Here is a 22,796-nt window from a genome sequence, read left to right as displayed (position 1 = left end):
CGTAGGAAGTCCTCCGGGAACTACGGACTTCAGGTTAATTGCGCCCGTACCTTCATCGGCCTTTCGGCCACTTTCTTCCTCATGAAGCAGGACAATGTCGCGGCGGAAGAAGGTTTGCCCTACACCTCAGAGAGCGCTTGCAGATAGCGCTGGCGCCAGTGGTTGATGTTGTTCTTGCGCAGGTGGTCCATCATTGCGTGCCAGCGTTCGATGCGGCTTGCCAACGGCATGCTTGCCGCTGTGGCGATCGCGTCGGCCACGCCGTCCAGATCGTGCGGATTGACCAGCAGCGCTTCCTTCATTTCATCGGCTGCACCTGCAAACAGCGACAACACCAGCACGCCCGGGTCTGCCGGGTCCTGCGCGGCCACAAATTCCTTGGCAACCAGGTTCATGCCATCGCGCAGTGGCGTGACCAGACACACCGAGGCCGCGCGATAGAAGCCTGTCAGCGTGGCATGGCTGAAGTTCTGGTTGACGTAGCGCAGCGGCGTCCAGTCCGGCTCTGCATGTCCGCCATTGATGTGGCCGGCGATCTGTTCGAGCTGGCTGCGCAATTGACGGTATTCGGTGACATCGCCGCGCGAGACCGGTGCAATTTGCAGATAGGTCAGGCTGCCGGATTGATCCGGATACCGCTCCAGGTAACGCTCGAAGCCCTGAAAGCGCTCCGGCAACCCCTTGGAATAATCCAAGCGGTCCACGCCGATGGCCAACTGTCGGCCACGCAGGCTTTCGCGCAGATCACGCACCGCCTGCTTGCCGGCAGAGGCCTTGGCCTGGTGGGCAATCAGGTCGGTATCGATCCCGATCGGAAACGAAGAGGCGGTGAAGCGGCGTCCACCCGGGCCTTCCACCAGGTCGCCTTCCAGAATGCGGCCACCGCCGAACAGGCGCACATAGGCCTTGAAACGTTCGGCATCGCGCTGGGTCTGGAAGCCGACCAGGTCGTATGCATAGAAGGTACTGAACAGGCGCGCGTGATCGGGCATGGCCTGCACCAGATCGGCTGAAGGCATCGGCACGTGCAGGAAGAAGCCCATCTTGCAGCCCACGCCCAGCTCGCGCAGCATCGCGCCGAGCGGAATCATGTGGTAATCGTGGATCCACAGCGTGTCGCTGTCTTTCAGCAGCGGCGCGAGTTTCTCGGCAAACAGCCGGTTGACGCGCATATAGCCTTCGCGGGTAGCGCGATCGTAATCGACCAGGTCCAGGCGGAAGTGCAGCAAGGGCCACAGCGTGCGATTGGCGAAGCCGTTGTAGTACGAATCGATGTCGCGCTTGTTGAGGTCCATGGTGACGAAGGTGATGTCGCCTTCGGTCTGCTCGTGCATGCCGCCGCTGTCGCCGCGCACGGTCTTGCCGCTCCAGCCGAACCACATGCCGCCGCGTTCCTTGAGCGCCGCCAACAGGCCAACTGCCAGGCCACCGGCGCGGGTTTCGCCGGGCACCGCAACGCGGTTGGATACCACCACCAAACGACTCATGACGCCTCCTGCCAGCTCCGCGACAAGCGCATCGCTGCGATGATCAAGCCAACATGCGAATAGGTCTGAGGGAAATTCCCCCAGGCTTCGCCGTCCTCGAACGATAGATCTTCCGACAGCAAGCCCAGGTGATTGCGGCGCGAAAGGATGCGCTCGAACAATTCACGCGCCTCGTCCTTGCGCCCGATCGCAGCCAGTGCATCGATGTACCAGAAGGTGCAGATGGTGAAGCTGGTTTCCGGCTCACCGAAGTCATCCGGTGCGATGTAGCGGTATAGCGCATCGCCGTGCTTGAGCACGCGACCGACCGCCTCGACCGTGCGCACGAAGCGGCTGTCGTCGTTGGCGACGATGCCGATATCGGCCAGCAGCAAGAGCGATGCATCGAGCCGGTGGCCGCCGAGGGTGTCGGTGAAATGGCCGCGCTCCTCGCTCCAGGCCTCGCTCAACACGCGTTCGCGGATGCTGTCGGCACGTTCGCGCCAGTAGCTGCTGCGCTCGGGCAGCACCAGCCGGTCGGCGATCTTGGACAGGCGATCGCAGGCCGCCCAGCACATCGCCGCGGTGTAGGTATGCACTTCGGCACGGCCGCGAAATTCCCACAGGCCGGCATCGGGCACGTTATGCAACGCATAGGCGCGCTCGCCCAGCGGTTCAAGCCGGCGGAAGGTGTCGGCATCGCCTTGATCCTTCAGGCGCAGGTCGAAGAACAGCTGTGTGGACGCCAGCACCACGCTGCCATAGACATCGTGCTGCTGCTGGATCCACGCCAGGTTGCCGCGCCGCACCGGCCCCATGCCGCGGTAGCCGGCCATGGTATCGACTTCGTGTTCTTCCAGTTGCGATTCGAAGCCGATGCCGTACAGCGGCTGCATGGTGCCGTCGGTAGTGGCGATATTGAAGATGTAGCCGATGAACTGCTCCATCGTGCGGGTCGCGCCGAGCCGGTTGAGCGCACGCACCACGAAGGCGGCGTCGCGCAGCCAGCAATAGCGGTAGTCCCAGTTGCGCGGCGTGTTGGGCGCTTCCGGAATCGAGGTGGTCATCGCCGCGATGATCGCGCCGCTGTCTTCGTACTGGCACAACTTCAGCGTGATTGCGCTGCGAATCACCGCTTCCTGCCAGTCCAGCGGAATGGACAGGTAGCGCACCCATTCGCGCCAGTATTCTTCGGTGCGTTCCTGCGCTTCCTGCACGTAACCGGTGAGCGAGCGGGTCAGCGATTCGTCCACGCCCAGCACCAGGCTCACCGGATGGCTGAGCACGAACGGCAAGCCGTCGCGTACGAAGCGCACCGGCACATCGGTGGTCAGGCGCAGGGTGAATTCCGGCAACACCCAACGGATGTGATTGCTGCCCCAGGTGGTGTCCGGCGTGCGGCCGCCCCAGTCGGCCAGCGGGCGGGCGCGCACGATGATGCGCGGGTTGCCGCTCAGTGGCCGGATCTGGCGGATGATGCTCACAGGCCGATAGAAGCGTCCGTTGTTGCGCCAGCGCGGCGCGAAGTCGATGACTTCCAGCTCGCCACCGTGGCTATCGCGCAACACTGTGCGCAGCACGGCGGTATTGGGCAGGTAGTGCTGCTCGCTGCTGGCAAAATCTTCCAGTTCCACGGCAAAGTCGCCGCCTTCGGTCTTGGGCGAAAGCAGCGTGCAAAAGGCCGGGTCGCCATCGAATGCCGGCAGGCAACTCCACACCACACGTGCCTGCCGATCGACCAATGCACCGAAACTGCAGTTGCCGATGACGCCCAGATCCAGGTTTGGCTCGGTCATGGAGTGCAAACGATCCTGTTGAAGTGAATGAGAGAAGGTGCGCTGTGCTCAGCGGCTGCGTGCGTTGCGTTGCAACCACGCGTGTACGTCGGCGGTGCCACCGACGCGAAAGCGCGCGCTGGTCTGTGCGCGATCGCCGACCAGCACGCTCCAGCCACCGAGCCGGTTGGCGGCGTCGAAGCCGAATTCGTCGGTGAGGTCGTCGCCGACGAACACCGGCGTGCGGCCGGCGAAGGTGCCGTGCTGCATCAGTTGCTCGACCGCCAGGCCCTTGTTGCTGCCTTCGGGCACGAATTCCACCACGTGGTCGCCTGGCTGCAGGCGATAACCGGAAAGCTGTGCAATTTCCTGCTGCGCGAAGGCGAGCACCTCGGGGCCGGCCTGCGGCCGGGCGCGCCAGTGCAGTGCCACGCTGGCACCCTTGTCTTCGACCAGCACGCCTGGATGCTGGTGCGTCAGCGCCGCGGCACGTTGATGCAGGCCGTGCAGCCACTCGGACGTGTCTTGCGGCATTGCCGCGCGTGCCGCGCGATCGCTACGCAGTTGGTGCCCGTGCAGACCGGCGGCCGGCAGCAGCAATGGCGCGAACAGGGCGTCCAGCTGGGCAAGCGGCCGGCCGCTGACCAGCGCAACGGCGCCGTTGAGACGCTCGCTCAGCAGGCCGATGGCCTCGCGCACTTCGGGCAATAGCTTCACCGCCTCGGGGCGGTCGGCAAAGTCGATGAGGGTGCCGTCCACGTCCAGAAACAATGCACAGGCATCGTCCAGCAATGGCGGCGACGGTAGGGGGGAATGCGCGTCTGCCATTGCGCTAGTGTGCGCAATGGGGTGTGAGATTCAGGTTATGGAACGGCGGAGATTCGTGAGTCGGGATTGGGGATTCGCACGAAGTACGATGTTTGCCAATCCCGAATCCCGAATCCCGAATCCCGAATCCCGAATCCCGAATCCCGAATCAGAAGCTGTACCGCACCCGCCCATACCAATACGCGCCGTTGCTGCCGATCGGCGAGAGCACGTCGTAGGGCAGGTTGCCGAAGTAGGCGATGTCGTCGATGGAACGGTCCGAGTAGTTGTCCAGGATGTTCTGCCCGCCGATGGCCAGCGTCCATTGCGTGCCCAGGTGATATTCGGTTTCCAGGTCCAGTTGCCACTCGGCGCCGTAGGTCTGGCGCGGCACGAAGCCGCCACCGAAATCGAACACGCGCGTGGCGCTGCCGTAGCGGTTGACGCGGGTCTGCAGGTTCCAGTGCTCGTTGCTCCAGTTCGCGGCAAGCGAGGCGCGGGTGCGCGGTGCGGCGTCGGTGAGCGTGTTGCTTTCTTCCACGCCGAACAGCACGTACTCCGGGTTCAATGCGAGCAACTGGGCCGGGGTGGCGATGATGTTTTCCAACTCGGTCTTGGCGTAGCTGTAGGTGCCGGTCAGCAGCAGGTCGCCGCCGAAGGCGTACTGACGCCAGTTGGCGACCAGCTCGGCGCCGCGGGTGCGGGTATCGGCGGCGTTGAGGAAATAGCTGGCGCTCTGCACCCCGGTGACGCCGTAGTTCTGCTGCACGAAGCTGGTCAGCGCATCGCCGGTGATGTCTTCGGACAGCGCAATGCGGTCGTCGATATCGATCTGGAAAAAGTCCAGCGACACGTCGAAGTGATCGCCCAGCTTGCTGGTGAAGCCCAGGCTGTAATTGACCGACTTTTCCGGCTTCAGATCGGTGGCGCCCAGTCCGCGCGCGATGGGGTTGTTGACCGACAGCAGGCGACCCTGGGTCAGGCGGCCGGCGGCGTCGTAACCGGTGGAAGTGGCTTCATAGCCGATCTGGCTGAGCGAAGGCGCACGCACGTTGTTGGAGATGGCGCCACGCAGCGCAAAGGCCGGTGCGAATGCGTAGCGTGCGGCCAGTTTGCCGGTCCACTGGCTGCCGAAATCCTGGTAATGCTCGTAGCGGCCAGCCAGGTCGGTGGAGAACTTGTCGCCGAACTGGCTGGAGACGTTGGCGTAGGCGCTGGCCACGTTGCGCGACAGGTCGGCCTCGTCCTGCGGAGTGAGCCCGCCGCCGGCCTGCGAGCCGGTGGGACGATCGGTGAACGGGCCGGCCGCGTAGCTGGCCGGATCGCCGGCGTGGGTGCGGTATTGCTCGCGGCGGAACTCGGCGCCGGTGCCGAACGTGTGCGTGGCGCCGGCGGCGTCGAACACGCGGGTCAGGTCGATGTTGCCCACGGTCTGCGCGAAGGCGAAATCACCGGTCTTGAAGCGTGTGGGGCTGCCGGGTCCCAGCGATGCATTGAGCGAATTGCGTAGCCGGTAGGTGAAGTCGTTGCGGCCGTAGTTGACGCTGGCGTCGTAATCCCAGCTGCCCCATTGCCCGCGCGCACCGGCCACGAGTTGCAGGTCGCGATTCTCGCCTTCGGAGATCGGGCGGTAGCCATTGGGGTAGATCTCGCGCCAGTTGGCGCTGCCGTCCGGGTAGCGGAAGTAATTGGCGCCTTCGGTATCGCGCTGGTTGTAGGTGCCGAAGGCGTAGAACTCGCCGCTGGCGCTGAATGGCACCTTGGTGTTGAGCCAGGCATTCAGGCCCTTGGTGGCGCCATCGCCGAGCACGTAATTGCGCTGGCCCCGCAGCGCCAGATTGGCCGGGGTCTGTTCTTCGAACGAGGGAATCTGGTCGAAGCCGGCGCGGTTGGTGGCCTCGCGGTTCTTCAGCTCCACGCCAACCTTGAAGAAGCCGCCGTCGTCGCCCAGCAGCGTGCCCACCTTTGCGCTGGCATAGCTGGTCTGGCCGTCGGTGACGCGGCGGTCGATCGGCTTCACGTCGGTGTTGTAGGCGCCGAAGCTGGCTTCCAGTTCGCCGCGCTCGGGGTTGTCGTCCAGGATCACGTTGATGACGCCGGCAATCGCATCCGAGCCGTATTGCGCGCCGGCCCCGTCGCGCAGCACTTCGATGCGCTTGATCGCGTTGATCGGGATGGAATTGAAATCCACCGGCGTGGTGCCCTTGCCGATCTTGCTGTCGGTGTTGACCAGCGCCGAGGTATGGCGGCGCTTGCCGTTGACCAGCACCAGCACCTGGTCGGGCGAGAGCCCGCGCAGCTGCGCGGCGCGGATATGGTCGGCGCCGCCGGAGTTGGACTGACGCGGGAAATTGAAGGAAGGCAGCAGCGCCTGCAGGGCGCTGCCCAGCTCGCCGTTGACCACGCCGGCCTTGCGGATGTCTTCGGCGGTGAGCACGTCCACCGGCACGGTGGATTCCAGCACGGTGCGGTCGCTGGCACGGGTGCCGGTGACGATCACGGTGTCCAGGGTGGTGGCACCGGCATCGGCCTGCTGGGCTTGCGCGTTGGCGCTGAGCACGGCGGCGATGGCCAGGCCAATCACCGAAAGGGTGGGGCGGGTCATGCTGTTCTCTCTCCTGCAACTGCAACGCGCCGCGCGGTCGGCATCCGGCCGGGCTGGGGCGCAAGGGGGCGGATCGTCCACATTCATCCGGATGGAAAGATATTATCGCGTTGTTCAGGGCGGCGCGAGATGGCACAGTGCGTGCGCGCCGGCATGAGCTGATATCGGCCTTGCATGAGCCTGCCCCAAGTGCCCCCCCCCAGACCTGTTGTGGAGAAGTCGATGAAGTTGCTGCCGTCTTGCCTGCTTGCCGCCATGCTGGCGTTGACCGCTTGCGCCACCGCGCCCGGCACCGTGCCGACCGCGACCACTGCCAGCCTGCAGGGCGATGCAGCGCGGCCGGCGGCGGCACGGGGTTGGGTGCGCAGCGAGTTGTATTTCGGCGTGGGCGAAGAATCCGGCCCGGCCGACCGCCCGCAGACCCGCACCATCGACGAAACCCAATGGCGCGCGTTTCTGGACAAGGAAGTGACCCCGCGCTTTCCCGATGGTCTGACCGTGTTCGACGCCTACGGTCAATGGTTGTTCCGCGGCGCAAAGGAGCCGAACCGGCTGGGCACCAAGGTGCTGGTGATCCTGCACGAGGACACCCCGCAACGGCGCAACGACATCGAAGCGATCCGGCTGGCCTGGAAGCAGGCCACCGGACACCAGTCGGTGCTGTGGTCGCGGCAGCCGGTGGAGGTGTCGTTCTGAGTCCGCTGGCCGGCTTGCGCACCGACAGGTCCGTGCAGTTGCCGACCGCCACGCTCGCCAGCGTCGATCGGCGTATGTCGCGCGTCTTCATGCATTGGCGGGCATCGCGTGCGCAGCCGGCGAGCGAGTGTCTGCGCACAGGTTCGAGCCAGCTGCGCATGCGCCTTGGCTTCTTGCATTTGTCGCCCGTCCGCGCCGCCCGCGCACTGTGGGTTGCGATGGCAGGCGGACTGGCGTTCGGCGCTGCGGCAGACGACACAAGCCTTCGTCTGACGCTGGATGCGCAGACCCGTGCGACCGCCACCTTGGTCGGCCAGCGCCTGCATGTGGTGCTGTCTCCCGGCGATGCCGAACAGTGGTTCGACGCGAATGTGGACGATGGCGAAGGCGGCGTGCAGCTGCGCAGCGACGACTACAACTTCGACGGGCGCCCGGATCTTGCGGTGTCGGCGATGCTGGGTCAGGTCAACGAGGCGGTCTGGGTCTTTGTGTTCGATCCTGCACAGCGCCGCTTTCATGCGCTTGCTGCACCGACGCGCCCGGCGGTGCAGTGCGAAGGATTCTTCAATCTGGTTGCCGATCAACAGCAGCGCAGCCTGACCAGTTCCTGCCGCGGTGGGCCGATGTGGTATGCGGATGTCTACCGCTACGACGCTGGCGGGCGGTTGTACGTTTGGCGGACGCAGCAGCGGATCGAGTCGCCGCAGATCCAGGCGTTGCTGGATTCGGGAAGCGAGGATGGCATGCCGCTGTCGGTGTGGCCGATGTACGACCCGCGCGGCGTCAAGGTGGCAAGCGAAATCGGTACCACGCTCGAGGAACCGATGCCGGTGCAACTGCACGTACAGGTGAGGCGTTTGCCGCTGTACGCCACGCCGACGGCCACCGTCACCAAACGCTATCTGGTGCGCGGCGATCAGGCCGATGCGCTGGACGTCAGCGCCGATGGTACGCGGTTGCAGGTGCGTTATCGCAGCGCCGGCCGCAGCGACAGCGTGGGCTGGATCGAGGTGGATGCGGCGATGCAGTAGCGGGCGATGGCGCCGGGCTGCCTGCTCACGGACAGCCCGACGGCCCCTGGCCACGACACGCTCTGATCCACCGCGCCGCTGTCGTCCCCGCAATGCAGCGGCTACCATCGGCCGACCCCCACGCTTCTCTGGTTCTCATGTCGGCTCCCTCTTCGCGTCCTGCGGCTGCGCCGCGCTGGTTCGTCGCTGGCGATCTCAATGGTTTCTTCGGCCTGGTGGTCGACAACCTGTCTATCCTTGGCTTCATCGCGATGGCCCTGGTCGGCATCTTCCAGTTCCCGGCCGACGTCGTGTTCCAGCGCATGTTCCCCGGCACCGCGTTCGGCGTGCTGGTGGGCAACCTGCTGTACACCCTGATGGCGCGGCGGCTGGCCGCACGCACCGGGCGCGACGACGTCACTGCCATGCCGCTGGGCCTGGATGCGCCCACCAGCATCGGCATGGCGCTGCTGGTGCTCGGCCCGGCATTTGCCGGCTTCAAAGCGCAAGGGCTGGATCCGCAGGCCGCCGCGATCGCCACCTGGAAACTGGGCATGGCCGCGTTGGTGGTGATGGGCCTGCTCAAGCTGGTGCTGTCCTTCGCAGGCGAAGCGGTGACGCGCGCGCTGCCGCGGGCGGCCCTGCTCGGTTCCATCGCCGGTATCGCGCTGGTGCTGATGGGCTTGCTGCCATTGCTGGAAACGCTCCGTTCGCCGGTGGCCGGCTTCGTTACCTTGGGCCTGCTGCTGTATGTGCTGCTCGCCAAGGGCCGCCTGCCGACCAAATTGCCCGGCGTGCTGGTGGCGTTCGTGATCGGCACCGCGTTGTATTACGGGCTTGGCCTGGCGGGATTGGGTGCCCCCGGCTTCGCCTTGCCGGCGTGGAATCCGCCGCAGATCGTGCTGCCGCTGCCGACGCTGGGCTTTATCGACGGCCTGCCGGCCACGGTGGCGTACCTGCCGTTGCTGTTGCCGTTCGGCTTGTTGATGGTGGTGGGCGGCATCAACGTCAGCGAGAGCGCGCGCGCGGCCGGCGACGATTACCGCACCCGCGACATCCTGCTGGTGGAAGCCTTGGCCACGCTGGTGGCCGGCGTCTGCGGCGGCGTTGCGCAGACCACGCCCTACATCGGCCAGCCCGCGTACAAGCACATGGGCGCGCGCTCCGGTTACACGCTGCTGACCGGGGTGTTCATCGGGATCGGCGGCATGCTTGGCGTGATCAGCGGCTTGGTGCAGTGGCTGCCGCTGGCCGTGCTGGCGCCAATCATCGTGTATGTCTCCATCGACATCACCACCCAGGCATTCCAGGCCACGCCCAGGCAGCATTCCGGTGCGATGGTGCTGGGCTTTCTGCCGTCGGTCGCGTACCTGCTGACGATCAAGGCGCCGGGCTGGATTGCACCGGATCAGCTGGTCGCGCTGACCACCAAGGTCGATGGCCACGGGTTGCCGGAGCTGGCAGTGATCTTCGCGCTGGGCAATGGCTTCATCATCACCGCGATGCTATGGATCGCCACGGTGGCGGCGATGATCGACGGCCGCTTGCGACGCGGCGCGGCGTTCCTGCTGGTAGCTGCCGGGCTGACCCTGTTCGGCCTGATCCACTCGGTGGACCCGCGCGGCGGCATCTACCTGCCGTGGTCGCTGCAAGGCCTGGCGCGGGTGATCAGCTGGCAGTTCGTCGGTGCCTATGTGGCGCTGGCGGCGACGCTGCTGCTGCTGTCGCTGCTGCCGGCGCGCAAGGAGGCGTTGCAGTGACTTATCGGATGCGTGTCGTGCAGAGCATTGTGGCTGGCGCTTTGGTGCTGAGCGCTGGCGCCGCATGGTCGGCGTCGTTCGACTGCAAGCAGGCGGGCACGCCGGTGGAAAAGCGGCTGTGCGCGGTGCCGGCGCTCGGCCAGCTGGACGATCAGCTGGATGAGGCCTACCGCGGCGTGCTGGACACCACACCGCGCGCCTCGCTCACCGCAGTGCGCGATCAGCAACGCGCCTGGTTGCGCCAGCGCAATGCCTGCGCGCAGGACGCCAAGGTAGATGCCTGCCTGCAACGCAGCTTGAAGACAAGGGTCGATGCGCTGGGCAAGACACTCGACGCCCAGCAGCAAACGCTGGACCGCATCATCGCCAGCATCCCGAAAACGCCAGCGGACGCTGCGCGCCAGTTGCAGGGCTACGACGCGCCGCTGGCATCGGCATGGCTGGCGTATCTGCATGACTTCGTGCCTGCCGCTGGCGTGGATGCGGCGTTGGCGAGCGCGCGTTTTGAAAGCGCACGCAAGGCGTTGCGCAAGACCGACGATTTCGCAGCGTCCTTGCTCGACGATGTGGAAGGCGCGCCCGCCATGCAACAGCAACAGCGTGTGCTGACCTTGTTGCGCATGTGGATCGAGCGCGAAGATCGTTCCGAGCGGCCGTATGTGCATTGCTTCATCTTCGCTGCAGTGGGCGAGCCGGCTTATGAGGCGTTCGGCCCGCTCTATGGTTCGACACGCGACAGTTTCGCGCCGATCTGCGAGCCGCCCGGTGGGCTGTTCGCGCGACCGAGCTGGAAACAGCTGGATGACGTATTCGCAGGACTGATCGAAGCCTTGAGCAAGGACGCAGGCACCATTCGCTATGCCAGCTACGCCGAGTGGCAGATCATCGCGCTCCGGGCTGCCGTGTCGCCGGCACTGTACCTGCAGCCGGAGTTGCGCAAGCGCTACGGCAACGATCCGGATCAGGCGATTGCTGCGTGGTCCGGCGACGACAGCGACTGGCCGGCAGCCGAGCGCAACGCTGCGCGCGCGCTGTTGCCGAAGGTGCGCGCAGAGACGGCCGCCTGGCTGGTAAGCGAAAAGCACATGCCGGCCAGGCAGGCCGAACAGGTTGCCGCTGCAATTGTCGCGGCTTTGGTGAACGCGCGATTGGATTTCGTCGGCTAAGCGGCGTGGATCGCGCAGCGAAGCTTCTGCCGGTCCGCTACACGGCCCTTGCCCGCCCACCATCGCAGGACACGCTGCAAGTACGTCTCTGTGGCTCCTTGGCGGCATTCATGCCGCCAAGAATCCCGCGACGGTGAGACAGCCGGCGAGCCGGGCGCTGCGTTTCCCATGGTTGCGAGCGTAGTGCGTCACGTCCAGCGTCAAGCGGCTCAACGAGCGACACCGTAAATCGATGGAACCACCGCAGCATCCCACGGTCACACACTGGATGTTGTCGATGTCAGGAGTTCCACGATGCAAAGCAAATCCTCGCGCTGGCCGTGGTTGTTGGCGGTCCCCTTGATCGCTGGCGCCGCGTGGTGGCTGTTCAGCGGCCCGCCCGATCCGCAGGGCACCTTGCCTGCACCCATCAGCCGTACCGCCAGTGCTGTGGCCGCTGCGGTCAGCCCACAGCCGACGCCGGCCAGTGGCGAGCCGCGTCATCCGGTGCCGGCAGCATCGGCCGACGCTGCCGATGCTGCGATTCCTGCGTTGGCGCAAAGCGACGATGCCGCGTGGCAAGCGCTGCGGGCGTTGGTGCAGGACGATGACGCGTTGTCGATCGTGTTGCGCAAGCACCTGATCGAACGCGTGGTGGTGATGATCGACAACCTCACCCAACCCAGCATCAGCCGCCGTGCCTTGGTGCTGCAGCCGGTGCCTGGCGAGTTGCAGGTGGCCGGCACAGGCGATCATCCGGTGCTCGATCAGGCCAATGCGGCGCGCTATGCACCTTACGTGGCCGCATTCACCAGCGTGGATGCGCAGGCCATGGCGCGCAGCTATGTGCGCTTCTATCCACTGTTTCAGCAGGCGTACGCGGATCTGGGCGCGCCGGATCGTTACTTCAACGACCGCGTCGTCGATGTGATCGACCACTTGCTGCGCACGCCTGAGCCGACGCAGCCGATCGGCGTGCAACGCGACGACCGTGGCCGCTACCGCTTCGTCGACCCATCGCTGGAATCGCTGTCGGTGGGGCAGAAGGCACTGCTGCGCCTGGGGCCGACGCAAGCGGCTGCAGTCAAGGCGCAACTGCAGCGGATTCGCACGGCCTTGCTGCAGGGGCGCTGAGGCCGCTGGCTTCCCACTCCCGGAGAGCGAACGCCGCATGTCAGGCGACCTGCGGCCTTCGCACCTGGGTGGGTGCGTACGTACACGACGTAACGCTGCACGCGTCGCTCAGGATCAGGTGGCGTGGTTGCGTGATCGCTCGCAGCAATGAGCACCGCGTGCCGCGCCGCACCCTCATGCGGCGCCAGCCTGTTGCGACCGGCCGCAGCGCCCTCGCTGCCGCTGCCTATGCCGCATCCAGCTCCGGGTAATGGCGGAAGATGCCGTTGGTATTGAAGGACACGCGTCGTTCGGACGCCAGATAGGCCGCAACGCGCGGCCGTTGCGCCACGTGCCGCTGCAGCGCCTTCAGCCCTGGCAAGTTTTTGGCCAACGTCGCCATGCGTCTGGGGAACATGTACTCCAGGCCACTCACCAACTGGAACAACGATAGATCCACGTACGAATGCGTGCCGAGCACGTGCGTACCGCCAGCCTGTTGCAGTACCTGCTCGAAATAGCCCAGGAATTTGGGCAAGCGGTTTTCACGCAGGTCCTGCGCACGCTTGGCCGCTTCGGCTTGTTGGTCTTCGTAATACAGGCCGGTTGCGATCGGGTGGTGCGTATCGTGCACCTCGGCCACCAGATCGGCGATGGTCAGCTGCAATTGCAGCGCCTGTAGCCGCTGTGGTTCCGAATCGGGCACCAATTGCAGCTGTGGCCCGATGAAGTGCAGGATCGCCGCGACCTGTGCCACCACCACGTCGCCGGCTTTGAGAAATGGTGGTGCAAACGGCTGCGCGCCCACCTGCTCGCCTTGCAAAAACGCCGTCATGACCTCGTCGCCCTGGATACGTGCGACATCGGTGTAGGCCGCGCCGGCGTCTTCCAGTGCCAGTCGCACGAATTCGCCGCGGCCTTGCAGACCGGTCCAGTAGTACAGCTGATAATGCATGCGCCGCTCCGCATGTCGGGCGCTGCAGGGTAGAAAAACGACGGCTAGACGGGCGTGATCGATGCGTCAGCAGGTTGTGACTCCGCACCGTTCGGTTGTGCCTGCAGCCAGGCGAGCTTGCGCGCACGTGGCTGGCGCTTGAGCGCGCACTCTGCGCGCGAAGCGCTGGCGCGGTCCGGGTACCGGTGGCTGGCGAGCAGCTGCACGGGCGGATTGGCACGCGTGTAACGCGCACCAGTACCACGCAGATGGGCCTGGAAGCGCCGCTCCAGATCGTTGGTAATGCCGGAGTAATAGCTGCCGTTGCGACATAGCAGCAGGTAGAGGTGCCAGGGCTTGGGAGCATCCATCGGCGCATTATCGCCACTCATGCGCGATTGTGCAGCGTGCATGCATGACAGAGCTTGGTGCATTCGCTACCGCCAACGCACCGGACTGAATAACCACCTAAGCATTGGTTACTAGACGCTTGGGGCGCCGGCAAACAGCATGCCGTATCGCATCGCTCGGTCGAGCTGGTCTTGTTGCCTGCACGCCAGTCGTGCGGCGCCGGGCCGGTCGCGCGCAGGCGCAGCAGGCGCTGGACGCGGTGGGCCTGGGCATGCGCGGCAACGCGTGGCCGTCCACGCTGTCCGGCGGCCAACGTCGGCCGGTGGCGCCGGCACGTGCATTGGTGCATCGGCCGCGGCTGTTGCTGCTGGACGAACCGTTGGGGCGCTGGATGCATCGAGCCGTATCGTGATGCAGCAACTAATCGTGATGCAGCAGCAAATCGTGCGGTTGTGGCGGCAGCACGGGTTTGCGTTGGTGTTGGTCACCCAAGACGTGGCCGAGGTGAGCGCGCTGGCCGATCGCATCGTGGTGCTCGATCACGGCAAGGTCGGCCTGGATGTGGCGGGCCCGTGCCGCATCCGCGTGCGCCCGGGCTGCCGGCGCTGGCGACGATCCAGGCACAGGTGCTGTCGCGTCTGCTGGGCGCGACACAGGTGCCGGAGCCAGCTGCCCCGAAGGCGCAGACGCGCCATGCGGCACCCCGCGAGGCAACGGCACAGGAAGCCTCGCCGTTGCAACGCATCCCCCAGCCCCGCGCGTGTGGGGCTCAGCTCCCGCGACCATACCGGCCCCTGCGCACCGTTTCACCCACCGCCCAGGGCGACACGCGGCGTGGCTGGCGGGTGCGTCACCCTGCGGAAGCCACCTGCACTTACACCGCCACTTACACCGCTTCGCCGAGCCGCCTGGGCAGCGCCGGCCTGGCCGCTTGCATCTCCAGCACCGGCAAACCTTGAAACCTCGCTCGCCAACCGCATCTGCACGGTATCGCCGGCGGTGCCGGCCACCTGTTCAGAGGATCTCCCATGCGGATGGACAAGCTCACCTCGCGGTTCCAGCAGGCGCTGGCCGACGCGCAGTCGCTGGCTGTGGGCCGCGACCACAACATCATCGAGCCGGTGCACGTGCTGGCCGCGCTGCTCGACCAGAGCGGCGGCAGCACGCGCCCGCTGCTGTCGCAGGCCGGCGTCAACGTACCGCTGCTGCGCGAGCGCCTGGGCGAGGCGCTGGACACGCTGCCCAAGGTGTCCGGGCAGGAAGGCAATCTGTCGATCGGCAACGATCTCAATCGCCTGCTCAACCAGACCGACAAGCTCGCCCAGCAACATGGCGACGCGTTCATCGCCAGCGAATGGTTCGTGCTGGCCGCTGCCGACGATGCCAGCCCGCTGGGCGTGGCGTTGCGCGCGGCCGGTGGCGACAAGAAGAAGATCGAAGCGGCCATCGACAAGCTGCGTGGCGGGGAAACCGTGCAGTCTGAAAACGCCGAAGAACAGCGCCAGGCGCTGGAGAAATACACCATCGACCTGACCGCACGCGCCGAGAGCGGCAAGCTCGATCCGGTGATCGGCCGCGACGAGGAAATCCGCCGCACCATCCAGGTGCTGCAACGGCGCACCAAGAACAACCCGGTGCTGATCGGCGAGCCCGGCGTGGGCAAGACCGCCATTGTCGAAGGCCTGGCCCAGCGCATCATCAACGGCGAAGTGCCCGAAGGCCTGCGCGGCAAGCGCGTGCTCTCGCTGGACATGGGCGCGTTGATCGCCGGCGCCAAATTCCGCGGCGAATTCGAAGAGCGCCTGAAGGCCGTGCTCAGCGACCTGTCGAAGAACGAGGGCCAGATCATCCTGTTCATCGACGAGCTGCACATCATGGTCGGGGCCGGCAAGGCCGATGGCGCGATGGATGCCGGCAACATGCTCAAGCCGGCGCTGGCACGCGGCGAGCTGCATTGCATCGGCGCCACCACGCTGGACGAATACCGCAAGTACATCGAAAAAGACGCCGCACTGGAGCGCCGTTTCCAGAAAGTGTTCGTGGGCGAGCCGACTGTGGAAGACACCATCGCGATCCTGCGCGGCCTGAAGGAGCGCTACGCGGTGCATCACGGCGTGGAGATCACCGACCCGGCCATCGTGGCCGCGGCCACGCTGTCCAACCGCTACATCACCGACCGCCAGCTGCCGGACAAGGCCATCGACCTGATGGACGAAGCGGCCTCGCGTATCCGCATGGAGATCGACTCCAAGCCCGAAGAACTCGACCGCCTGGAGCGCCGCCTGATCCAGCTCAAGATCCAGCGCGAGATGCTCAAGAAGGAAAAGGACGAGGCCTCGCGGCAGCGCCTGGCCGATCTGGAAAGCGATATCGACAAGCTCGAACGCGAGTTTTCCGACCTCAATGAAGTGTGGAAGTCGGAAAAGGCCGCGCTGCAGGGCACCACCAAGATCAAGGAGCAGATCGAGCACGCAAAGCTGGAACTGGAGGCCGCACAGCGCCGCCAGGACTACGCCAAGATGAGCGAGATCCAGTACGGCGTGCTGCCGCAACTGGAAAAGCAGATGCTGCTGGCCAACGAGGTGGAACACCACGATTTCAAGCTGGTGCAGGACCGCGTGACCGCCGAGGAAATCGCCGAAGTTGTGTCGCGCTGGACCGGCATTCCGGTCAACAAGATGCTCGAAGGCGAGCGCGACAAGTTGTTGCGCATGGAAGACGAATTGCATCATCGCGTGGTCGGTCAGAACGAGGCGATCAAGGTGGTGTCCGATGCGGTGCGCCGCTCGCGTGCCGGCCTGTCCGACCCGAACCGCCCCAGTGGCTCGTTCCTGTTCTTAGGTCCCACCGGCGTGGGCAAGACCGAACTGTGCAAGGCGCTGGCGGATTTCCTGTTCGACAGCACCGAGGCGATGATCCGCATCGACATGAGCGAGTTCATGGAGAAGCATTCGGTCGCACGCCTGATCGGCGCGCCTCCTGGCTATGTGGGCTATGAAGAGGGCGGTTACCTCACCGAGGCCGTGCGTCGTCGTCCGTATTCGCTGATCCTGCTGGACGAAGTGGAAAAGGCGCATCCGGATGTGTTCAACATCCTGCTGCAGGTACTCGACGATGGTCGCCTGACCGATGGCCAGGGCCGCACCGTGGACTTCCGCAATACCGTCATCGTGATGACCTCCAACCTGGGCTCGCACCAGATCCAGGAGCTGTCCGGCGACGATAGTGCCGAGGCGTACACGCAGATGAAGGCCGCGGTGATGGGCGTGGTGCAGGCGCACTTCCGCCCGGAGTTCATCAACCGGCTGGACGACATCGTGGTGTTCCATCCGCTGGACAAGGCGCAGATCAAGTCGATTGCGCGCATCCAGTTGCAAGGCCTGGAAAAACGCCTGGCCGAGCGCGGACTCAAGCTGGACCTGGACGATGCGGCGCTGGAGGTGCTGGGCAATGTCGGCTTCGATCCGGTGTACGGCGCGCGCCCGCTCAAACGCGCGATCCAGTCGCAGGTGGAGAACCCGTTGGCGCAGCAGATCCTGTCCGGCCAGTATCTCAGCGGCGAGAGCGTGCGCGTGCGCGCCGACGGCGGGCGGCTGGTGTTTACCAAGGACTGAGTACGCGGCCCGCACGGCGTAGGAGCGCACGTGGGCGATGGCTTTACCGGGAACGCCCATCGCGCCCAGGTGCGCTCCTACGTCGAGCTGGAACGTGCCTCTGGCCGTCGCCGCCGATCTCGGCGGCGCGGTGCGCCAATCCTGCTACCATGCGCGCCCCTGAGGTGACTGCCGGTTGGCCGGTGGTTTAAACGGGAATCCGGTGCGCGCGTCGCCTTGGGCCAGGCGCAATTCCGGAGCTGCCCCCGCAACGGTGGGCGAGGCCAGGTGCCGCAACATGCCACTGTGCAGCCGCATGGGAAGGCGCGGCATCGGAAGCACCAGCTTCCACTCGCGAGCCCGGAGACCGGCCTGAGGGATTGACCCGGCACGCGGTGGGCGTGGCCTTGCTCGTCTGACGCTGCGCGCCGGACGCCTGGCCCGTTGCTGCTTGCCGCCCGATTGCCCACGCGCGGGTTGGCGCGGTTCCAGGAGCAGCAGTTGATGTCCCTTTCTTCCGTTTCGCCGCGTCGTGCCGTGCTCGTCGTCGGGCTGTCGCTGTGCGCTGCCACTGCGGCTCAGGCCGAGGCCGCCATCGATCTGGACCAAGTCGTGGTCACCGCCTCGCGCACCGCACAGACCCAGGACCAGGCCCTGGCACCGGTCACGGTGATCGACCGCGCACAGATCGAGCGTCGTCAGGTCAATTCGCTGCAGGACCTGTTGCGCGGCGAAGCGGGCGTGTCGCTGGCCAACAATGGCGGACCCGGCAAGGCGACCTCGCTGTTCCTGCGCGGCACCGAGGCCGACCAGGTGGTGGTGCTGATCGATGGCGTGCGCATCGGCTCGGCGACCGCCGGCGGTGCGGCGCTGCAGGATGTGCCGATCGAGCAGATCGAACGCATCGAAATCGTGCGTGGCCCGTTTTCCAGCTTGTATGGCTCCGAAGCGCTGGGCGGTGTGATCCAGATCTTTACCCGACGCCCGCAAGGCAGTGTCGTGCCGACCTTGAGCGTGGCGGCCGGTAGCGACAACGCGCGCCGCTACGGCGCGGGCATCGCCGGGCGCAGCCCGGGCGATCTGAGCGATGCCGGTGGTTGGTATTCGGTGAACGCCGTGCACGACGAAACCGACGGTATCAACGCGTATCTGGATACCAGCTCCAGCGCCTATGACCCGGACCGCGACGGCTATCGCAACGATTCGTTGAGCGCGCAGGGCGGCTGGCGTTTCAATCGCCAGTGGGATGCCGATGTGCATGCAATGCGCGCGCAGAGCCGCAACGAATACGACGGTTCGGCATTCGGCGGCAATCTGGGCAAGGGCGTGCAGCAGGCCATCGGCGGCCGCGTGCGCTATGCGCCGAGCGAGGCGCTCACGCTCACTGCCAGCGTGGGCGCCAGCGCCGATCTGAGCGATGCGTATTACCAAGGCGCCTACCTGTCGACCTACGACACCCGCCGCAAGCAGGGTGCGTTGCAGGCCGATCTCGACACCGGCCCCGGTCTGCTCACGGTCGGCTTCGATTGGCAGCGCGACGCCATCGCCAGCAGCGACAATTACGATGCCGACAGCCGCATCGACCGCGCCGCATTTGCGCAGTGGCAGCAGACCTTTGGCAGCCAATCGCTGCAGGCCAGCCTGCGCCGCAACGACAACAGCCAGTTCGGCGGCAAGACTACCGGCAGCCTGCTGTGGGGTTGGGATCTGGCCGAGCGCCTGCGCCTGACGGCCAGCTACGGCACTGCGTTCAAGGCACCCACCTTCAACGAGTTGTACTACCCCGATTACGGCAACCCGCTGCTCGGGCCGGAAACCTCCAGGAGTGCCGAGCTCGGTCTGCGCGGTCGCTACGATTGGGGCACCTGGACGCTCAGCGCGTTCCAGACCCGTATTGACGATCTCATCGCCTACGACGCGTCGTTGGTGGACGCCACGCACCCGTTCGGGCAGCCGAACAATATCGATCGGGCGCGCATCCGCGGCGTGGAAGCCGGCTACGACACCGCGCTGGCCGGCTGGACCGTGCGCAGCGCGTTGACCTGGCTTGCGCCGCAGGCCGATGGTGAAGTCAATCATGGCAATTGGTTGCCGCGGCGTGCGCGCCAGAGCGGGCGTATCGATGCCGACCGCAGCATCGGTGCATTCGGCATTGGCGCAAGCCTGTTCGGTTCGGGTGCTCGCTACGACGATCTGGCCAATGCCGATCGGTTGGCCGGCTACGGCTTGCTGGATCTGCGCGTGAGTTATGCAGCGAATGCAGACTGGAAGGTGCAATTTGCCGCCAACAATGTGTTCGACCGCCACTACGAAACCGCACGCTGGTACGCCCACCCAGGCCGCAATTATCTGCTGACCTTCCGCTACCAACCGGCGCACTGAGAGCAGCCGACGACACGACCGCGCAGCCACCGCATGGTTGCGGGCGGTGCCCGGATCCGCATGGACCAGGCGGATACTGCGTCTGCTCCTGCTGTCCTCATGCACCTGGCAAGTGCGCGCGACATTGTGTTAGCCCGTCCAAGCGCGCCGCCGACACCGGCTGCGCAGTCGGCGCTTGCCGCTGGGTGCAAGGATCGCTACGGTTTGCAGGGGGCGATCATTTGCCAGATGTCTGTTGCGCCATCCGGGTGGCGATCGAAAATCTGAAGGAGACCATCGATGCCGCCTTTATCCCGCTCGTGCGAACGCCTGGTGTTCATCGCTTCGATGCTGCTGATGACCGCGACCCGCTTCCATCATGTCAGTGACTGGCTGCACCTGCCGGATGCCTCGATGGCGGTGTTCTTTCTCGGCGGCCTGGCATTGCGGCGGCACGGCGACTTCGTTGCCTTGCTGGGGTTGTCGGTGGTGATCGATTGGGCTGCAGTGCGCCTGGCCGGCGTCAGCGACTTCTGCATCACGGCGGCCTACGCGGCCTTGCCGGTGGCCTATGGCGTGCTCTGGTACGCCGGGCGCGCATCTCTCGCACGTGGGCGGCCAGGCGCTGCGTCGCTGAGCATCGCCTGGGGTCTGGGCACCTTGGCCGCCGTGCTGTCGTTCTTGATCTCCAATGGCGCGTTCTACTGGTGGGGCGGGCGCTATGCCGACCCGCACTGGGCGCAGTACCTGCAGCGCGCCTGGCAGTGGGGGCCGTTGTTCGTGCGCACGACAGCGCTGTATCTGGCGGTGGTGCTGGCAGCCGCATGGTGCGTGCTGCGCTGGCGTCATCTGCACGCCGCAGCGCCGTTGTCCACGCCATCGGACGTGTCTTGATGGTGGCGCGGCGCGCTGCAGCGACACCGTTGCCGTTGCCGTTGCACGGCACAGCGGCCAGAGCGTGCGGCATCGCACTTGCCGGCTTGATGGTCTGTGCGCGCGGCGAGCATTTTGCAAATGTGGATGCCTTGCCCACGGCCTCATGGGCGGTATTTTTTCTGGCCGGTGCGCTGCTACGCCCGCTGTGGATGTTGCCGCTGCTGTTCGGGATCGTATCGCTGCTGGATCTGATCGGCCTGGCCTCGGGCAGCAGCAGCGACTGGTGCCTGTCGCCGGCGTACTGGGCGTTGGCATTGGCGTACGCCGCGTTGTGGTGGGGCGGGCTGCTGTTTGCATCGCAACTGCAGCGCCAGGCCTGGCGTCGCGTCACCGGGCCGCTGTTGGCCTTGCTGATCAGCGGCAGCGCCGCCTATGTGCTCTCCAAGGCCGGTTTCTATTTCCTGTCTGGTCGCTACCCGCATGCCACGCTCAGCGGGTTCATTGCGCGCGTGCCGGCGGACTATCCACACGCACTTGCAACACTGGCCGGCTATATCGGCCTGGCTTTCGCCCTGTTGGCTGCACACCGCGCCGCTGGTGCACGTCCACCCATGGGAGCACGCGCATGACCACCCCCGAGCACGATGAGGCGCATTACCGCGAACGTGCGCAGCGCAAGAAGGAATTGATCGACCGGCGCATCGCACGTGCAGTGATCGACCGCGGTGTGCTGCTGGTCAATACCGGCAATGGCAAGGGCAAGAGCTCGTCCGGCTTCGGCATGCTGGCGCGCTCGCTTGGGCATGGCCTGCATTGCGGCGTGGTGCAATTCATCAAGGGCACGTTTTCGACCGGCGAAGAGGCGTTTTTCCGTCGCTTTCCGGATCTGCTCGATTACCACGTCATGGGCGAAGGCTTCACCTGGGAAACCCAGGACCGCGCACGCGACATCGCCGCCGCGCAGGCGGCCTGGCAGCGTGCGCGCGGCATGCTGGCCGATGCGCGCTACGACTTCTTGCTGCTGGACGAACTCAACATCGCCCTGGTGAAGGACTACATCGCGCTGGATGAGGTGCTTGCCGCCGTGGCCGCGCGGCCGCCCGGCCAGCATGTGGTGATTACCGGGCGCGGCGCGCCGGCCGGGTTGATCGAGCTCGCCGACACCGTGACCGAGATGCGCCTGGTCAAGCACGCCTTCAATGCCGGCATCAAGGCGCAACTCGGCATCGAGCTGTAGCCGTGGGCGTGCGCGCGCAATGCCTTGCATGGCTCGGCATGTTGGCTGGCATGCGCCGGGACTGCACGCCATGCTGCTGGTGACTGCCACCGTTGCCGTGCTGCTGGATTTGCTGCTCGGCGAGCCGCGGCGCGGACATCCGCTGGTGTTGTTCGGCACCTGGGCGCAACGTATCGAAGCGCGCCTGCACTCCAACCGACGCAGCGCGGGCGTCCTGGCGTGGTGCGTGAGCGTGTTGCCGTTGACCTGCGTCGCTGCAGTGGTGCAATGGGGGCTGTGGTGCGTGTCGCCCTGGGCGGCGGCCGCGTTTGCCGCGATCACGCTGTATCTGGCGCTGGGCCTGCGTAGCCTGGGCGAACACGCGCAAGCGGTGATCGATGCGCTGCAGGTCACTGATCTGCCTGCCGCCCGCGCTGCAGTGGGTCGTATCGTCAGCCGCGATACGGCTGCGCTGGACGCTACCCAAGTCGCTGCCGCAGCGACCGAGTCGGTCTTGGAAAACGGCAGCGACGCCGTGTTCGCCGCGCTGTTCTGGGGCGTCGCGCTGGGCGCACCGGGCGCGGTGTTGTACCGGCTGTCCAATACGCTGGATGCCATGTGGGGCTATCGCACGCCGCGCTACGTCAACTTCGGCTGGGCCGCGGCGCGCATCGACGATGCGTTGAACTGGCTGCCGGCGCGGCTCACCGCAGCGACCTACGCCGTGCTGGGTCGCACCCGTGCGGGCATGCGCTGCGCGTGGCGGCAGGGACGCGGCTGGAAGAGCCCCAATGCCGGCCCCGTGATGGCGGCGGGCGCAGGCGCGCTGCATGTCCGATTGGGCGGGCCTGCGCCGTACCACGGCCATTGGCAGCCGCGCCCCGCGCTGGGCGAGGGCGCGGCAGCAAGCGCAAACAGCGTGCAACGCGCATTGCGGCTGGTGCGTGCCGGGGTCGCGTTCTGGCTGCTGCTGGGCGCGCTGGCAACCGCGCTGGCGATGCGATGATCGGCACGCGGATGGCCTGGCGTTTCACCAACACGCACCGGCGCACCGTTCACGCCGGCGCAGGTAGCGCCGCTCCATTACC

At 66.0% G+C, this 22,796-nt stretch carries 17 protein-coding genes, 1 pseudogene and 1 riboswitch; of the genes and pseudogenes, 12 read left to right on the top strand and 6 right to left on the bottom strand.

What is annotated here, in order from left to right:
* Positions 1-119: 119 nt before the first annotated feature.
* From otsA to HLH45_RS20210, 4 genes are all read right to left on the bottom strand, one after another.
* Positions 120-1,487: an alpha,alpha-trehalose-phosphate synthase (UDP-forming) gene (gene otsA / locus HLH45_RS20225; RefSeq protein ID WP_008577799.1), complete on the bottom strand. Its 1,368-nt coding sequence runs from the start codon at positions 1,485-1,487 to the stop codon at positions 120-122.
* Positions 1,484-3,262, bottom strand: a complete 1,779-nt coding sequence (locus HLH45_RS20220) for a glycoside hydrolase family 15 protein (RefSeq protein ID WP_008577800.1) — start codon at positions 3,260-3,262, stop codon at positions 1,484-1,486. Before HLH45_RS20220 ends, otsA begins: the two co-directional genes overlap by 4 nt.
* 48 nt (positions 3,263-3,310) lie before the next feature.
* Positions 3,311-4,069 carry a trehalose-phosphatase gene (gene otsB, locus HLH45_RS20215; RefSeq protein ID WP_033479394.1) on the bottom strand — a complete coding sequence of 253 codons (759 nt, stop codon included), beginning with the start codon at positions 4,067-4,069 and terminating at the stop codon, positions 3,311-3,313.
* A gap of 148 nt (positions 4,070-4,217) precedes the next feature.
* Positions 4,218-6,653 (bottom strand): TonB-dependent receptor plug domain-containing protein, encoded by a 2,436-nt coding sequence (locus HLH45_RS20210; RefSeq protein WP_008577802.1) that lies wholly within the window; start codon positions 6,651-6,653, stop codon positions 4,218-4,220.
* 222 nt (positions 6,654-6,875) lie between these two features.
* Here HLH45_RS20210 and HLH45_RS20205 point away from each other — a divergent pair, with 222 nt between their 5' ends.
* The 5 genes from HLH45_RS20205 to HLH45_RS20185 all read left to right on the top strand — a co-directional run bounded on the left by HLH45_RS20205 (position 6,876) and on the right by HLH45_RS20185 (position 12,398).
* Positions 6,876-7,349: a DUF3574 domain-containing protein gene (locus HLH45_RS20205; RefSeq protein ID WP_011348323.1), complete on the top strand. Its 474-nt coding sequence runs from the start codon at positions 6,876-6,878 to the stop codon at positions 7,347-7,349.
* Positions 7,316-8,380 carry an XAC2610-related protein gene (locus HLH45_RS20200; protein ID WP_033479396.1) on the top strand — a complete coding sequence of 355 codons (1,065 nt, stop codon included), beginning with the start codon at positions 7,316-7,318 and terminating at the stop codon, positions 8,378-8,380. Before HLH45_RS20205 ends, HLH45_RS20200 begins: the two co-directional genes overlap by 34 nt.
* A gap of 137 nt (positions 8,381-8,517) precedes the next feature.
* On the top strand, positions 8,518-10,119 hold the full coding sequence (locus HLH45_RS20195; RefSeq protein ID WP_033479398.1) for a SulP family inorganic anion transporter: 1,602 nt from the start codon (positions 8,518-8,520) through the stop codon (positions 10,117-10,119).
* Positions 10,120-10,127: 8 nt separating this feature from the next.
* On the top strand, positions 10,128-11,285 hold the full coding sequence (locus HLH45_RS20190) for a lysozyme inhibitor LprI family protein (RefSeq protein ID WP_008577806.1): 1,158 nt from the start codon (positions 10,128-10,130) through the stop codon (positions 11,283-11,285).
* A gap of 294 nt (positions 11,286-11,579) precedes the next feature.
* Positions 11,580-12,398 (top strand): DUF3014 domain-containing protein, encoded by an 819-nt coding sequence (locus HLH45_RS20185; protein WP_008577807.1) that lies wholly within the window; start codon positions 11,580-11,582, stop codon positions 12,396-12,398.
* Between the two features lie 226 nt (positions 12,399-12,624).
* Here the strand turns inward: HLH45_RS20185 and HLH45_RS20180 are convergent, their stop codons facing one another.
* Positions 12,625-13,332 (bottom strand): glutathione S-transferase, encoded by a 708-nt coding sequence (locus HLH45_RS20180; protein WP_008577808.1) that lies wholly within the window; start codon positions 13,330-13,332, stop codon positions 12,625-12,627.
* 44 nt (positions 13,333-13,376) lie between these two features.
* Complete coding sequence (locus HLH45_RS20175) at positions 13,377-13,703, bottom strand: GIY-YIG nuclease family protein (protein WP_033479402.1); 327 nt, start codon at positions 13,701-13,703, stop codon at positions 13,377-13,379.
* A 179-nt stretch (positions 13,704-13,882) separates the two neighbouring features.
* Between HLH45_RS20175 and HLH45_RS22025 the strand changes: the two are divergent.
* From HLH45_RS22025 to cbiB, 7 genes and pseudogenes are all read left to right on the top strand, one after another.
* Positions 13,883-14,408, top strand: a pseudogene (locus tag HLH45_RS22025) (ATP-binding cassette domain-containing protein); the annotation flags it as partial.
* Positions 14,409-14,690: 282 nt separating this feature from the next.
* A complete protein-coding gene (gene clpB, locus HLH45_RS20165; protein ID WP_008571047.1) occupies positions 14,691-17,276 on the top strand; it encodes an ATP-dependent chaperone ClpB in 2,586 nt (861 codons plus the stop codon).
* Positions 17,277-17,421: 145 nt separating this feature from the next.
* Positions 17,422-17,645, top strand: a riboswitch (cobalamin riboswitch).
* A 114-nt stretch (positions 17,646-17,759) separates the two neighbouring features.
* Complete coding sequence (btuB, locus tag HLH45_RS20160; RefSeq protein WP_046931920.1) at positions 17,760-19,637, top strand: TonB-dependent vitamin B12 receptor; 1,878 nt, start codon at positions 17,760-17,762, stop codon at positions 19,635-19,637.
* A gap of 279 nt (positions 19,638-19,916) precedes the next feature.
* On the top strand, positions 19,917-20,510 hold the full coding sequence (locus tag HLH45_RS20155; protein ID WP_033478385.1) for a hypothetical protein: 594 nt from the start codon (positions 19,917-19,919) through the stop codon (positions 20,508-20,510).
* Entirely contained in the window at positions 20,510-21,121 is a 612-nt protein-coding gene (locus tag HLH45_RS20150) for a hypothetical protein (RefSeq protein WP_008571050.1), read from the top strand. The genes HLH45_RS20155 and HLH45_RS20150 overlap by 1 nt, the downstream gene beginning before the upstream one ends.
* Positions 21,118-21,729 carry a cob(I)yrinic acid a,c-diamide adenosyltransferase gene (gene cobO, locus HLH45_RS20145; RefSeq protein WP_008571051.1) on the top strand — a complete coding sequence of 204 codons (612 nt, stop codon included), beginning with the start codon at positions 21,118-21,120 and terminating at the stop codon, positions 21,727-21,729. Before HLH45_RS20150 ends, cobO begins: the two co-directional genes overlap by 4 nt.
* 70 nt (positions 21,730-21,799) lie before the next feature.
* Entirely contained in the window at positions 21,800-22,714 is a 915-nt protein-coding gene (gene cbiB / locus HLH45_RS20140; protein ID WP_008571052.1) for an adenosylcobinamide-phosphate synthase CbiB, read from the top strand.
* Positions 22,715-22,796 lie beyond the last annotated feature (82 nt).

It is taken from the genome of Xanthomonas euvesicatoria, assembly GCF_013112235.1.
GTDB lineage: Bacteria > Pseudomonadota > Gammaproteobacteria > Xanthomonadales > Xanthomonadaceae > Xanthomonas > Xanthomonas euvesicatoria.
This window is presented reverse-complemented; position numbering and strand designations above follow the sequence as displayed.

Coding starts and splice junctions, on each gene's coding strand:
- otsA (WP_008577799.1), bottom strand. CDS start 1,487: ATGAGTCGTTTGGTGGTGGTATCCAACCGCGTTGCGGTGCCCGGCGAA.
- HLH45_RS20220 (WP_008577800.1), bottom strand. CDS start 3,262: ATGACCGAGCCAAACCTGGATCTGGGCGTCATCGGCAACTGCAGTTTC.
- otsB (WP_033479394.1), bottom strand. CDS start 4,069: ATGGCAGACGCGCATTCCCCCCTACCGTCGCCGCCATTGCTGGACGAT.
- HLH45_RS20210 (WP_008577802.1), bottom strand. CDS start 6,653: ATGACCCGCCCCACCCTTTCGGTGATTGGCCTGGCCATCGCCGCCGTG.
- HLH45_RS20205 (WP_011348323.1), top strand. CDS start 6,876: ATGAAGTTGCTGCCGTCTTGCCTGCTTGCCGCCATGCTGGCGTTGACC.
- HLH45_RS20195 (WP_033479398.1), top strand. CDS start 8,518: ATGTCGGCTCCCTCTTCGCGTCCTGCGGCTGCGCCGCGCTGGTTCGTC.
- HLH45_RS20190 (WP_008577806.1), top strand. CDS start 10,128: ATGCGTGTCGTGCAGAGCATTGTGGCTGGCGCTTTGGTGCTGAGCGCT.
- HLH45_RS20185 (WP_008577807.1), top strand. CDS start 11,580: ATGCAAAGCAAATCCTCGCGCTGGCCGTGGTTGTTGGCGGTCCCCTTG.
- HLH45_RS20180 (WP_008577808.1), bottom strand. CDS start 13,332: ATGCATTATCAGCTGTACTACTGGACCGGTCTGCAAGGCCGCGGCGAA.
- HLH45_RS20175 (WP_033479402.1), bottom strand. CDS start 13,703: ATGAGTGGCGATAATGCGCCGATGGATGCTCCCAAGCCCTGGCACCTC.
- clpB (WP_008571047.1), top strand. CDS start 14,691: ATGCGGATGGACAAGCTCACCTCGCGGTTCCAGCAGGCGCTGGCCGAC.
- btuB (WP_046931920.1), top strand. CDS start 17,760: ATGTCCCTTTCTTCCGTTTCGCCGCGTCGTGCCGTGCTCGTCGTCGGG.
- HLH45_RS20155 (WP_033478385.1), top strand. CDS start 19,917: ATGCCGCCTTTATCCCGCTCGTGCGAACGCCTGGTGTTCATCGCTTCG.
- HLH45_RS20150 (WP_008571050.1), top strand. CDS start 20,510: ATGGTGGCGCGGCGCGCTGCAGCGACACCGTTGCCGTTGCCGTTGCAC.
- cobO (WP_008571051.1), top strand. CDS start 21,118: ATGACCACCCCCGAGCACGATGAGGCGCATTACCGCGAACGTGCGCAG.
- cbiB (WP_008571052.1), top strand. CDS start 21,800: ATGCTGCTGGTGACTGCCACCGTTGCCGTGCTGCTGGATTTGCTGCTC.